This window comes from Prevotella heparinolytica (assembly GCF_002998535.1).
Taxonomy (GTDB): Bacteria; Bacteroidota; Bacteroidia; order Bacteroidales; family Bacteroidaceae; genus Bacteroides; species Bacteroides heparinolyticus.
The window spans coordinates 1788786-1802892 of record NZ_CP027234.1 but is presented as its reverse complement, the minus strand read 5'-3'; the positions used below and the strand labels follow the sequence as shown (position 1 = coordinate 1802892).

Genomic DNA, 14107 nt, shown 5'->3' with positions numbered 1-14107 from the left:
TCTTGGGATGGGGCTAAGGCAAGGCGTGCGGAGTATCTGCGGAAGAATCCGGTTGGTATCTCTCCGGGATGAAACTTTCCGGCAACCCTTCTGATTCTTTCTTCTCCTTTGAAAGAATCTCAAGAAGTTTGTGCTCCGTCCATGCCGGGTCGCCCATGCGGTAGTCTAAATAGCCGGTCTTACTGATGCGGATTTTGTATTCATAACCGCTTTCGTACTCGAAACCGGAAACATGGGAGAGTTGCTCCCATTGCCGGGAGTTCTCTTTTCTTGCGGCATAAACATCCATGACAAAATCCGTTCCGCATGAGAAGACAACCCCTTGCAGTTTTTTTGAAGCGACAATCACGGTCTGTTCTTCGTAATGAGTCACTTTCCTCTCTTCTTCTTTCTCCTCATTGAGACAGCTTGTCAAGCCGAAGATGCAGAGAAGAAACAGAAGCGCGCCGAATAAACCCTTGTTCTTTTTCATACCGATAGCTGTTTGTCATACAAATAAAACTGTGATATTCCGAAAATACTGCACGGGATGCCGATAATTTCGGAACAACGACTTCTTATCCGGTAATATCTTGTTACATCAAAGCGGTCTTTCGCGAGGCATCCAACGGGGTATGTATCTTCAGTCCTATACGTAGGCTACATCAGTCGTATACTGATGTAGGATGAGTCGTATACAGAAGGCACATCAGTCGTATACTGATCCTACCCCCTCTCAGAAGGTGTTCTGGCAGGGGTGCCCGGCTTTTATCCTTGGCGACGGATATGCTTTGCAGAAATGGTAAAGGATGATTACATGAATGATGTGCTTCCTATGGTTTGCGGATTGCGGGGGGCTGTTACACCGTAATTTCTCCCGCCAACGGACGTCCCATCAATTCCCGCACTTTGGCAGGCGGGTAATCGTGTCCCAGCAGAAACATCAGTTTGGTTACGGCCGACTCCGTGGTGCTGTCATATCCGCATACCACGCCTGCCTGCATCAGCTGATAGCCGGTTTCGTATCGTTCCATTTCCACTGTCCCGGCGCTGCATTGGGTCACGTTCACGATGACGATGCCTTGTTCGCAGGCATTGCGCAGGCGACGCAGGAACCACTCCTTGCGGGGGGCATTGCCCGAACCGTAGGTTTCGAGCACTACGGCTTTCAGCCCCTCTGTGGCAAGCACGGAGGCAATCACGTTTTCCTGAATGCCGGGGAAAAGTTTCAGTACGGCCACGTTGGTGTCGAGCAAGTAGTGGGGCTTGAGTTCGTGGTGGCGACCGTTCGTGCGAATCTGCACATTATTATATTTAATATGTATGCCGGCCGAGGCAAGTACCGGATAGTTGAATGAACGGAAAGCGTTGAAATTTTCGGCATTCATCTTGGTGGTGCGGTTGCCGCGCATCAGGTGGTTCTCGAAGAAGATGGACACTTCGGGCACGATGGGCTGCCCGTTGGGATGGTGCGCCGTGGCAATCTCGATGCTGGTCAGCAGATTTTCCTTGCCGTCTGTGCGGAGCACGCCGATGGGCAACTGGGAGCCGGTCAGGATGACGGGCTTGTTCAGCCCTTCGAGCATGAAGCTGAGGGCGGAAGCGGTATAAGCCATGGTGTCCGTGCCGTGCAGGATGACGAAACCGCTGTACCGGTCGTAGTTGTCGCTGATGATGCGCACTAATTTGCGCCAAGCATCCGGATCCATGTCCGATGAATCCATGGGAGGATCGAACTGATACGTATCGATGCGAAACATGAACCGTTGAAGTTCAGGGACATGTTTCTGCAACTGCTCGAAGTTGAAGTTTTCCAAAGCACCGGTTTCCACATTTTCTATCATTCCGATGGTTCCGCCGGTGTATATTAGCAAAACGGAAGTGTTGTCAGGGTTCATACGCACCTTTCTTTCATTTTTTCAATGCAAATATAATGATATATCTTGAGAACGATGGCAGAATGTTAGAAAAGAATGCGTCATATCATTGAATATATTGCGCCGGATGTGTGAAAATGTAAGCCGGGAAAGATGCACTTTTCTTGCCTTTTCAGGAGCTCTCTGCACTTTTATCATAAAAAAGTCGTGAAAAGTGATAGATTGAACGTTTTTATTCTTACTTTTGCAACACTTATCAGAAACGATAGAAACCGGAGGTTATGAACAAGTACTATCAACATACAGTCACATCCATGTGGACCATGACCCTTAGGGGTTAGGGATAGTATTTTGTGTTTCTACGTGTTACACCATTTTTCAAGCAGCTTTTTATTTAATAACGTTTCTCATACCCACTTGCCCGGCGGAAGTATCTGTCAGTCTTGAGCATAGGCGAAGGAGAGCTTCCATTTGGGAATAACGGTATGGTGAATACGGAGACAAGGTGCTCCGGCAGCATTCGGCACGACAGAGGGCCACAGAAGCCGGAAGTATAATTCGGATAATCAGAAAACAACAATACAATGAAAGTAATGAAATTCGGCGGAACGTCCGTGGGCTCCGCCAGCAGTGTTTTGAGTGTCAAGAGAATCGTAGAAGCAGTCGACGAACCGGTCATCGTGGTGGTATCCGCATTGGGCGGCATCACGGACAAGTTGATAAACACCTCCAAGATGGCGGCGGCCGGCGATGCCTCCTATGAGAACGAGTTCCGCGAGATAGTCTATCGCCACGTGGAGATGATAAAAGAGGTGATTCCTGAAGGAGAGGCGCAGGTGGCCTTGCAAAGGCGGGCAGGCGAACTGCTCAATGAGCTGAAAGATATTTTCCAAGGCATCTATCTGATTAAAGACCTTTCGCAAAAAACGTCCGATACGATTGTCAGCTACGGCGAGCGGCTCTCGTCCATTATCTTGGCCCAACTGACGGGGGCGGAATGGTACGACTCGCGCCGGTTCATCAAGACGGAAAAGAAGCATTCCAAGCATGTGCTGGATACGGACCTGACAAACTCGCTGGTGCGCGAGACGTTCGGCACGCTGCCTCGTCGCGCACTGGTTCCCGGCTTCATCTCCACCGACAAGACAACGGGCGAAGTGACGAACTTGGGAAGAGGCGGCTCGGACTATACGGCCGCCATCATTGCCGCCGCACTGGATGCCGACTGTCTGGAAATATGGACGGATGTGGACGGATTCATGACGGCCGACCCGCGTGTCATTTCAACGGCATATACCATCAGCGAGTTGAGCTATGTGGAAGCGACGGAACTCTGCAACTTCGGCGCAAAAGTGGTTTACCCGCCCACCATTTATCCGGTTTGCCACAAGAACATTCCCATTCTGGTGAAGAACACCTTCAATCCCGATGGCGTGGGGACGGTTATCAAACAGGAAGTTTCGCATTCGCAAAGCAAGGCCATCAAAGGTATCTCTTCCATCAACGATACGAGCCTGATTACCGTGCAGGGGCTTGGCATGGTGGGTGTCATCGGCGTAAACTACCGCATCTTCAAGGCATTGGCAAAGAACGGCATCAGCGTGTTTCTGGTGTCTCAGGCCTCTTCGGAGAATTCCACATCCATCGGTGTGCGCAATGCCGATGCCGATTTGGCTTGCGAGGTGCTGAACGAGGAATTTGCCAAAGAGATAGAGATGGGAGAGATTTCGCCGATTCAGGCGGAAAAGAATCTGGCTACGGTAGCCATCGTAGGCGAAAACATGAAGCATACGCCGGGCATCGCCGGCAAACTGTTCGGCACGCTGGGACGCAACGGCATCAATGTGATAGCCTGTGCGCAGGGCGCTTCGGAGACGAATATCTCGTTTGTGGTAGACAACAGGCTGTTGCGTAAATCGCTGAACGTAATACACGATTCTTTCTTCCTGTCCGAATATCAGGTGCTGAACCTCTTCATTTGCGGCATCGGCACCGTGGGCGGCAGTCTGATAGAGCAGATTCACAGCCAACGCCGTAAACTGATGCACGAAAACGGCTTGCAGCTCAATGTGGTGGGTATCGCCGATGCCAACAAGGCCATGTTCAGCCGCGAAGGCCTCGACTTGGAGCGCTTCCGCGAAGAGCTGCAAGCAAAAGGTAAGGAAAGCTCTTTGGAGACCTTGCGCAACGAAATCATCGGCATGAACATCTTCAACTCCGTATTCGTGGACTGCACGGCAAGCGCCGATGTGGCGTCGCTCTACAAAGACCTGCTGCTACACAACATTTCGGTGGTGGCTGCCAATAAGATTGCAGCTTCTTCGGCATACGACAACTACCGCGAGCTGAAGCAGATTGCCCGCCAGCGGGGCGTGAAGTATCTGTTCGAGACGAACGTGGGGGCGGGGCTGCCCATCATCAACACCATCAACGACCTCATTCATAGCGGCGACAAGATCTTGAAGATTGAGGCAATACTGAGCGGTACGCTGAACTACATCTTCAATAAAATCAGTGCCGATGTCCCCTTCAGCAAGACCATCCGGTTGGCGCAGGAAGAGCGCTACTCCGAGCCCGACCCGCGCATCGACCTCAGCGGCAAGGACGTCATCCGCAAGTTGGTGATTCTGGCGCGCGAAGCAGGTTATCGGTTGGAGCAGAGCGATGTGGAGACAAACCTCTTCGTGCCCGATGATTTCTTCGAAGGTTCTCTGGACGACTTCTGGAAGAAAGTGCCGAGCCTCGATGCCGATTTCGAGACCCGCCGGCGGGTGTTGGAGGCCGAAAACAAGCATTGGCGTTTCGTGGCCAAGCTGGAGGACGGCAAAGCCTCGGTAGGCTTGCAGGAAGTGGCCTCCAACCATCCGTTCTACGGGCTGGAGGGAAGCAACAATATCATTCTGCTTACCACGGAGCGTTATAAAGAGTATCCCATGATGATACAGGGCTACGGCGCCGGTGCCGGTGTCACGGCGGCGGGCGTATTTGCCGATATCATGAGCATTGCAAACGTTTAACGGATAAGAGACAGGGCAATGAAACACATTATTATATTAGGCGACGGCATGGCCGACCACCCCATAAAAGAGTTGGGCGGGCGCACGTTGTTGCAGGCCGCCGAAACGCCTTATATGGACAAGCTGGCACGCATGGGGCGTGTGGGGCGGTTGCTGACTGTTGCCGAGGGGTTTCATCCGGGCAGCGAGGTAGCCAACATGTCCGTTCTGGGTTATGACCTGCCTACGGTGTACGAAGGTCGCGGTCCGCTCGAAGCGGCAAGCATCGGTGTGGATTTGCAACCGGGCGAAATGGCGATGCGTTGCAACATAGTCTGCATAGAAGGCAACCTTATAAAGAACCATTCTGCCGGGCACATCTCCACCGAGGAGGCGGACGTGCTGGTGAAATACCTGCAGGAACACTTGGGCGACGACCGTGTGCGCTTCTATACGGGTGTGCAATACCGCCATTTGTTAGTGATAAAAGGGGGAGACAAGCGCATCGACTGCACACCGCCGCACGATGTGCCTTTGCAACCTTTCCGCCCGTTGATGGTGAAGCCGATGGAGGGTACGGAGGACATCGCGGTACCCGAAGGGGAAGCGGAATTAACTCCCCGGCAAACGGCCGATCTGATAAACGGCCTGATTCTACGTTCGCAAGAACTGTTGCGCCAACATCCCGTCAACCTGCAGCGCATGGCCGGGGGTAAAGACCCTGCCAACAGTATATGGCCGTGGAGTCCCGGCTATCGCCCGAAGATGGAACGCCTTTCCGACAAGTTCCCGCAAGTGAGGCGGGGTGCCGTGATTTCCGCCGTCGATTTGATTAACGGTATCGGCCGCTATGCCGGATTGCGCCGAATTGCCGTGCAGGGAGCTACCGGACTGTACGACACCAACTACGAGAACAAGGTGGCCGCCGCCCTCGATGCCTTAAAGACGGACGACTTCGTTTATCTGCACATCGAGGCCAGCGATGAGGCCGGCCACGAGGGCAATGTCGCACTGAAGCGGCTGACCATCGAAAACTTGGACCGGCGGGTCGTAAGGCCTCTCTACGAAGCATTGAAAGAGAGCGAAGAGCCTGTTGCCATCGCCCTGCTGCCCGACCACCCCACACCTTGCGAAATCCGCACACACACGGCCGAGCCTGTTCCTTTCCTCATCTGGCATCCGGGCATCGAGCCGGACGGGGTGCGGACGTTCGACGAGGTGGCTGCCTGCAACGGCAGCTACGGACTGCTGAAGGAAGACGAGTTTATCAATGAATTCATGAAAGAACCTCGCCTCCTTCGTCCCTTTAAATAATTTAATCGCTAATCATTCACTTTCCATCGATCATGAAATATTACAGTACCAACAAGCAAGCTCCCGAAGCCACCCTCGAAGAAGCTGTGGTGCGCGGACTTGCCTCCGACAAGGGGCTTTTCATGCCTTTTTCCATCAAGCCCCTGCCGCAAGCATTTTACGACAGCATAGACACACTCGGCTTTCAGGAGATAGCCTGCCGCGTGGCCGATGCGTTCTTCGGCGAAGATGTTCCTGCCGATACGCTGAAGCAGATAGTATATGACACCCTGAGTTTCGACGTTCCTTTGGTGAAAGTGACGGACGACATTTATTCCCTCGAACTGTTTCACGGGCCTACGCTCGCCTTCAAGGATGTGGGCGGGCGTTTCATGGCACGTCTGTTGGGACATTTCATCAGGAAAGAGGGCAAGAAGCAGGTGAACGTATTGGTTGCCACCTCTGGCGACACGGGCAGCGCCGTGGCCAATGGCTTCCTTGGCGTGGAGGGCATCCACGTATATGTACTCTACCCGAAAGGTAAGGTCAGCGACATTCAGGAAAAGCAGTTCACCACTTTGGGACGCAACATCACTGCCCTTGAGGTAGACGGCACGTTCGACGATTGTCAGGCATTGGTGAAATCGGCCTTTATGGACAAGGAGCTCAACGGGCGTTTGTTGCTCACCAGCGCCAACTCCATCAACGTGGCCCGCTTCCTGCCGCAAGCCTTCTACTATTTCCATGCCTATGCACAGTTGAAGCGTGCCGGCAGGGCGGACAATGTCGTCATCTGTGTGCCCAGCGGCAATTTCGGCAACATCACCGCCGGACTTTTCGGCAAGCGTATGGGTCTGCCCGTGAAACGTTTCATCGCCTCCAACAACCGCAACGACATTTTCTATCAATACCTTCGGACGGGCGTTTATACGCCACGTCCAAGCATAGCCACCATTGCCAATGCCATGGATGTGGGCAATCCCAGCAACTTTGCCCGTGTGCTCGACCTCTACGGAGGCAATCATGCCGCCATCACCGCCGAAATCAGTGGGGCTGCCTATACCGACGGGCAGATAGCCGCAACCATGAAAACGGTTTGGCAGCAGAAGCATTACCTGCTCGACCCTCACGGCGCATGTGGCTTCCGTGCCTTGTCCGAAGGTCTCCGGCTGGGCGAGACAGGCGTCTTTCTGGAGACTGCCCACCCTGCAAAATTCAAAGATACGGTAGAAGGGATTATCGGCGAAACAGTAGCGATACCTGAGAAACTTCAAGCCTTTATGCGGGGCACGAAGCAGAGCCTGCCCATGTCGAAGGAGTTTGCCGACTTCAAGCACTGTTTGTTAACGATGAGCGGTGGACGATAAGCGATTAGTGCCCCGCTAAACACTAATCGCTCACCGCTAATTACCGCTACCGTCGTTTCTGTCAGCCTGTACCCGCGGTATATATCGCAGATGATTTCCTGCGGAATGCCCGTCACCATCGGCCGGATGCATTTCTCCATCTTCATAGCGTGCGTATTGCAACGGTAGGTGCGAGTAGAGTGCATGCGGCAGCAGGGCGCGGTTGTTGGCTGTGGGAGATGCACTGTCATGCCGATCTGTATAAGCTCGATTCCTGCGTGTTTCCGTTCATTTCTCTACTCCTGACGAATTCTTATTCTGGTTGCCCGTTCTCTCCGGGCCTGAACTTTCACAGTCTATGCTTATGCCAATTGTGGGGTGCTGCCTGGTGTAGGTAGGCCTTCGGTTTTGCGGTAACGACCAATGAGGCATAGCTGATTTGTTTTTAGTAGCCAAAAAAAGGACGAAGCAAATGCCCCGCCCTAAATGTTTTCACAACGGAATAATCCTTATTGTGATTTGCTTCAAATTAGTGATACAAAGATAATGAATAATTTTATTATAATGTTTGTTTATGGGGAAAAATTAATATATTTGGGGTGTTGTGATAAAACAAGTTAAATTATGAAGAAGATATTAGGATTGGATCTGGGTACTAATAGTATCGGTTGGGCATTGGTGAATGAAGCAGAAAATAAAGATGAAAGGTCATCGATTGTTAAGCTTGGTGTGAGAGTAAATCCTCTGACGGTAGATGAATTGACTAATTTTGAGAAAGGGAAGAGCATTACGACCAATGCGGATAGAACACTCAAGAGAAGCATGCGGTGTAATCTGCAACGCTACAAACTTCGTCGTGATACGTTGGTGGAAGTGTTGAAAGAATACAAATTGATAACAAAAGATACTATACTTTCAGAAAATGGTAATCGAACAACTTTTGAGACATACCGATTAAGGGCGAAAGCGGCAACTGAGGAAATCTCGTTGGAAGAGTTTGCGCGTGTATTGCTGATGATTAACAAAAAACGTGGTTATAAAAGTAGCAGGAAAGCAAAGGGAACTGAAGAAGGCAGGTTGATTGACGGTATGGATATAGCTCGTGAACTATATAATAACAACCTTACGCCTGGTGAATTATGCCTGCAACTGCTTGATGCAGGTAAGAAGTTCTTACCCGATTTTTATCGTTCTGATTTGCAAAATGAACTTGATAGAATATGGGAAAAACAAAAAGAATATTATACGGATATTCTTACTGATGTATTAAAAGAAGAGTTGAGAGGGAAAAAACGCGATGCTGTTTGGGCCATTTGTTCCAAATATTTCGTTTGGAAAGAATCCTATACAGAATGGAACAACGAGAAAAGCAAAACTGAACAACAGGAAAGGGAGCATAAACTGGAAGGTATTTATGGTAAACGGAAAAGGGATGAAGCAAAAAAAGAGAATCTGCAATGGCGGGTAAATGGTTTGAAGGAAAAGCTGTCGTTGGAACAATTGGTTATTGTTTTGCAAGAAATGAATACCCAAATCAATAACTCAAGCGGTTATCTTGGTGCAATCAGTGATAGGAGCAAGGAGTTGTATTTCAATAAACAAACTGTCGGGCAGTATCAAATGAAAATGCTGGATAAGAATCCCAATGTGAGCTTGCGGAATATGGTGTTCTATCGCCAAGATTATTTGGATGAGTTTAATATGCTTTGGGAAAAACAAGCTGTATATCATAAAGAACTGACAGAAGAATTGAAAAAAGACATCCGTGATATTATTATTTTCTATCAGCGTAGCTTGAAGAGTCAGAAAGGATTAATCAGTTTTTGCGAGTTTGAAAGTCGGCAGATAGAGGTAGAGATGGATGGCAAGAAAAAGATTAAAACTGTAGGTAATCGAGTGATACCCCGTTCTTCTCCTTTGTTCCAAGAATTTAAAATATGGCAGATACTAAACAACATAGAACTAACCGTTGTCGGCAAGAAAAGTAAACGAAGAAAACCGAAAGATAATTCTCCTGCTCTTTTTGACGAACTTGACGGTACAGGACAATTGGAACTGAGTGGCAGACGTTATTTGTATCAAGAAGAAAAAGATTTGCTTGCCCAAGAACTTTTTGTTCGTGATAAGATGACAAAGTCAGAGGTCTTGAAATTGTTGTTTGATAATCCACAGGAATTGGATTTAAATTTTAAAACGATTGATGGTAATAAGACGGGATATGCGTTGTTTCAGGCATATAGTAAAATGATCGAGATGTCCGGGCATGAACCTGTTGACTTCAAACAATCGGTTGAGAAGATTATTGAACATGTAAAAGCTGTTTTTGATCTTCTTAATTGGAATACGGACATTCTATGTTTTAACTCGAATGAAGAGTTGGACAATCAACCTTATTATAAACTCTGGCATTTATTGTATTCTTTTGAGGGGGACAATACGACAACAGGAAACGGTAGGTTGGTTCAAAGGATGGCAGAACAGTATGGCTTTGAGAAAGTATACGCTACTATATTGGCAAATGTTACTTTTCAAGATGATTATGGCAGTCTGAGCGCAAAAGCTATTCATAAGATTCTACCTTATTTGAAAGAAGGCAATCGGTATGATGTGGCTTGCGCGTATGCCGGATACAGGCATTCAAAGTCGTCATTAACCAAGGAAGAGATAGCAACCAAGGAATTGAAAGACAGACTTATGCTTCTTCCCAAGAATAGTCTGCGCAATCCTGTGGTGGAAAAGATTCTGAACCAGATGGTAAACGTAATCAATGCCATTATAGACACTTATGGTAAACCGGATGAAATACGTGTAGAACTTGCTCGTGAGTTGAAGAAGAATGCCAAAGAGCGTGAAGAGCTGACTAAATCCATTGCACAAGCTACCAAAGCGCATGAAGAATACAAGGAGCTTTTACAGAAAGAGTTTGGTTTGATAAATGTAAGCCGTACTGATATTCTGCGTTACAAGCTTTACAAAGAGTTAGAATCGTGTGGGTATAAAACGCTTTATTCTAATACGTATATTCCGAGAGAAAAATTGTTTAGTAAAGAGTTTGATATTGAACATATCATTCCGCAAGCACGACTTTTTGATGATAGCTTTTCAAATAAAACACTTGAAGCTCGTAATGTAAATATTGAAAAAGGGAATAAAACAGCGTATGATTTTGTGAAAGAAAAATTCGGTGAAAGCGGGTCTGACAATAGTTTAGAACATTATTTAAATAATATCGAAGACTTGTTTAAGTCAGGGAAAATATCAAGAAGCAAATATAATAAACTGAAAATGACTGAGCAGGATATTCCTGACGGCTTTATTGAACGTGACCTGCGTAATACACAATATATTGCGAAAAAGGCGCTGTCTATGTTGAATGAGATTTCTCGTCGTGTGGTTGCTACAAGTGGTTCGGTAACTGACAAGTTACGTGAGGATTGGCAGTTGGTTGATTTGATGAAAGAATTGAACTGGGAAAAGTATAAGGCATTAGGACTGGTTGAATATTTTGAGGATAGAGACGGAAAGCAAATAGGTAGAATCAAGGATTGGACGAAACGGAATGATCATCGTCATCATGCGATGGACGCATTGACTGTAGCATTTACAAAGGATGTATTCATTCAGTATTTTAATAACAAAAACGCCAGTCTGAATGCAAACACGAATGAGTATCTAATAAAGAACAAGTATTTTCAAAATGGTAGGGCGATTGCGCCCATGCCATTGGGAGAGTTCCGCGCAGAAGCCAAAAAGTACTTGGAGAATATTTTAATTTCGATTAAAGCGAAGAATAAGGTTATTACGGATAATATTAACAAGACGAAGAAAAGGGGCGGTATGAATAAGAAAGTGCAACAGACACCACGTGGGCAGTTGCATCTGGAAACAATCTATGGTAGTGGCAAGCAATATTTGGCAAGAGAAGAAAAGGTGAATGCTTCGTTTGATATCGGGAAAATTATGACTGTAAGCAAACCTGCTTATAGAGATGCATTGTTGAAACGTTTACATGAAAATGGTAATGATCCGAAGAAAGCGTTTGCCGGCAAGAATTCACCGGATAAACAACCTATTTGGCTGGATAAGGAACAAACGAGGAAAGTTCCTGAGAATGTGAAAACTGTAACATTTGAAACGATTTATACTATACGTAAAGAAATCTCTCCTGATTTGAAAGTTGATAAGGTAATAGATGCTGGTGTCCGGAAAATACTAACTGACAGATTAAATGAGTGGGGTAATGATGCAAAAAAGGCATTCTCCAACCTTGATGAAAACCCTATTTGGCTGAATAAAGAGAAAGGTATATCTATTAAGCGAGTTGCAATTTTAGGAATCAGTAATGCGTTGTCATTGCATGTGAAAAAGGATAAGAATGGAAAACCTGTATTAGATGAGAATGGTAAAAATATTCCTGTGGATTTTGTTAATACAGGCAATAATCACCACGTGGCAGTTTATCGTAGGCCGGTTATAGATAAGAAGGGACAATTGATGGTTGACGAGGCTGGTAATCCCAAATATGAACTGGAGGAGATTGTGGTTAGTTTCTTTGAGGCAGTGACAAGAGCAAATCTTGGTCAACCGATTATAGACAAGGATTATAAAACGAGCGAAGGCTGGCAATTCCTTTTCAGTATGAAACAAAATGAATATTTTGTTTTTCCAAATGAAAAAACCGGATTTAATCCGAAAGAGATTGATTTGCTTGATGCGGAGAATTATGGGGTGATAAGTCCTAATTTATTTAGGGTGCAGAAATTCTCTCATAAAAATTATGTTTTTAGACATCATTTAGAAACAACAATCAAGGATACAAAGCCAATTTTGAGAGGTATTACTTGGATAGATTTTCGTAGTTCAAAGGGCTTGGACGCTATTGTTAAAGTCCGTGTTAACCATATTGGCCAAATAGTGGCAATAGGAGAATATTAATATAACCTGTTGGCGGAATTAAATTGATAAAAGATTTATGTATAAAAAGTTGTGCATATTATTGATATTTAGTAAATTAAAGGTAGCAAAACTTTTAATAAACAAATATCGTATGCACAACCTATATACAATATTCGCAAAAATCCTGAACATATGCAAGCAAATAGCCGGCAATTTAGTCAATGAATCAGGAAATGTGTCAAGAAGAGGAGTAGTTCCCAAATTTTCAGACCTTGAAGTGGTGGCTTTGAACATGACATCAGAGGCTGTTGGTATTGACAGTGAGTCATTGTTGTTTGCAAAGCTACAGGAGTATAGAATGGAAATACCTAACCTTATATCCCGCAGACAATACAATGACAGACGTAAAATTACTTCGTCCCTATGTAATGCAATCCGAGAAAGAATGGCCGCAGAAATGGATGGAGGCGAAGACTATTTCTGCATTGATTCGAAGCCGATAGAAGTATGTCGCATTGCCCGTTCCAAGCGTTGCTGTATGGGAAAGAAGGATTTTGAGAAAGCACCGTCAATCGGATACTGTGCATCACAAGGCATGTATTATTACGGATACAAACTCCACGCGATCTGCGGGTTAAGTGGTGTTATCCATTCCTTTGACCTCACCAAGGCAAGTGTGCATGACATTCATTACCTGAAGGATGTGAAGGTGGACTATAGTAATTGTAGAGTCATAGGGGACAAAGGATATATAAGTGCCCAAGTGCAATTGGATCTGTTTGAAACCGCCAATATCAGGCTGGAGGCACCATGCAGGTGCAACCTGAAAGAATGGAAGCCTGTATTTCTGGCTTTTGCCAAGGCGAGAAAAAGAATCGAAACCCTGTTCTCGCAATTGTGTGACCAGTTTATGATTATAAGGAATTATGCGAAAGATACGGATGGATTGTTTGCCCGGATTATCGGGAAGATTAGCGCACTTACAATCCTCCAATATATTAACTACAAAAATGAAAAGCCCATTGGCCGAGTTAAATATGCGCTATTTTAATTCCGCCAACGGGTTAATATAATGAATGGCTAATGAACAAAAACAATAATAATACCTCAATTTCATCTGATTTCTTTCTCTATAAAGACAGCAATGAAGAAGTGAACGTTGAAATCTATATCTTTAATGAAACGGTTTGGCTGCCACAAGACAAGATTGCACAATTGTTTGGAGTAGACAGAAGTGTGGTGGCTAAACGTTTAAAGAATGTATATAAAAGCGGAGAATTATTAAAAAAGGCAACTTGTGCAAAACTTGCACAAGTTCAAACTGGGGGTACAAGACAGGTCACAAGGCAGATTGAGTTTTATAATCTCGACACTATCTTATCCGTAGGCTACCCTGTTAACAGTACTCAAACCATACATTTTAGATTTTGGGCAAATGGTGTGCTGAAAGAATATCTGATTAAGGGGGCTATGAACGATGAGCGATTGAAGAATCCGCAAATGCTATTTGGTAAGGATTATTTTGAAGAACAGTTATCCCGTATTCGTGACATTCGTAGCAGCGAACGACGCTTCTATCAGAAAATAACTGATATTTATTCACAATGCAGTGCGGACTATGAAGCGGATAGCGATGTAACCAAGAAGTTTTTTGTAACTGTTCAGAATAAGTTGTATTGGGTTCATTTCCGGGCAAACAGCAGCTGAGATTATTGTTTCT

General features: G+C 46.2%; 8 protein-coding genes. 6 read left to right on the top strand and 2 right to left on the bottom strand.

The annotated features are described in order from the left end of the window. Positions 1–13: 13 nt before the first annotated feature. Both C3V43_RS07455 and C3V43_RS07450 read right to left on the bottom strand, forming a co-directional pair. The gene (locus C3V43_RS07455) at positions 14–472 is read right to left on the bottom strand and encodes a DUF4377 domain-containing protein (RefSeq protein WP_106069258.1); all 459 of its coding nucleotides are present in this window, start codon (positions 470–472) and stop codon (positions 14–16) included. Positions 473–839: 367 nt separating this feature from the next. Next, positions 840–1877 (bottom strand): asparaginase, encoded by a 1038-nt coding sequence (locus C3V43_RS07450; protein ID WP_106069257.1) that lies wholly within the window; start codon positions 1875–1877, stop codon positions 840–842. 563 nt (positions 1878–2440) lie between these two features. Here C3V43_RS07450 and thrA point away from each other — a divergent pair. From thrA to rhuM, 6 genes are all read left to right on the top strand, one after another. Continuing rightward, complete coding sequence (thrA, locus tag C3V43_RS07440; RefSeq protein WP_106069256.1) at positions 2441–4873, top strand: bifunctional aspartate kinase/homoserine dehydrogenase I; 2433 nt, start codon at positions 2441–2443, stop codon at positions 4871–4873. 18 nt (positions 4874–4891) lie between these two features. Next, on the top strand, positions 4892–6166 hold the full coding sequence (locus C3V43_RS07435) for a cofactor-independent phosphoglycerate mutase (RefSeq protein WP_106069255.1): 1275 nt from the start codon (positions 4892–4894) through the stop codon (positions 6164–6166). Positions 6167–6198: 32 nt separating this feature from the next. After that, a complete protein-coding gene (gene thrC, locus C3V43_RS07430) occupies positions 6199–7512 on the top strand; it encodes a threonine synthase (RefSeq protein ID WP_106069254.1) in 1314 nt (437 codons plus the stop codon). 603 nt (positions 7513–8115) lie between these two features. Beyond that, positions 8116–12426 carry a type II CRISPR RNA-guided endonuclease Cas9 gene (gene cas9 / locus C3V43_RS07425; RefSeq protein ID WP_106069253.1) on the top strand — a complete coding sequence of 1437 codons (4311 nt, stop codon included), beginning with the start codon at positions 8116–8118 and terminating at the stop codon, positions 12424–12426. A gap of 37 nt (positions 12427–12463) precedes the next feature. Then, positions 12464–13438, top strand: coding sequence for an IS982 family transposase (locus C3V43_RS07420; RefSeq protein WP_106069252.1), 975 nt, complete (start codon positions 12464–12466; stop codon positions 13436–13438). 32 nt (positions 13439–13470) lie between these two features. Beyond that, a complete protein-coding gene (gene rhuM / locus C3V43_RS14860; protein WP_217349956.1) occupies positions 13471–14094 on the top strand; it encodes a RhuM family protein in 624 nt (207 codons plus the stop codon). Positions 14095–14107 lie beyond the last annotated feature (13 nt).

Excerpts from the sequence above, each read along its gene's own strand:
- C3V43_RS07455 (WP_106069258.1), bottom strand. The coding sequence starts at position 472 with ATGAAAAAGAACAAGGGTTTATTCGGCGCGCTTCTGTTTCTTCTCTGC.
- C3V43_RS07450 (WP_106069257.1), bottom strand. The coding sequence starts at position 1,877 with ATGAACCCTGACAACACTTCCGTTTTGCTAATATACACCGGCGGAACC.
- thrA (WP_106069256.1), top strand. The coding sequence starts at position 2,441 with ATGAAAGTAATGAAATTCGGCGGAACGTCCGTGGGCTCCGCCAGCAGT.
- C3V43_RS07435 (WP_106069255.1), top strand. The coding sequence starts at position 4,892 with ATGAAACACATTATTATATTAGGCGACGGCATGGCCGACCACCCCATA.
- thrC (WP_106069254.1), top strand. The coding sequence starts at position 6,199 with ATGAAATATTACAGTACCAACAAGCAAGCTCCCGAAGCCACCCTCGAA.
- cas9 (WP_106069253.1), top strand. The coding sequence starts at position 8,116 with ATGAAGAAGATATTAGGATTGGATCTGGGTACTAATAGTATCGGTTGG.
- C3V43_RS07420 (WP_106069252.1), top strand. The coding sequence starts at position 12,464 with ATGTATAAAAAGTTGTGCATATTATTGATATTTAGTAAATTAAAGGTA.
- rhuM (WP_217349956.1), top strand. The coding sequence starts at position 13,471 with ATGAACAAAAACAATAATAATACCTCAATTTCATCTGATTTCTTTCTC.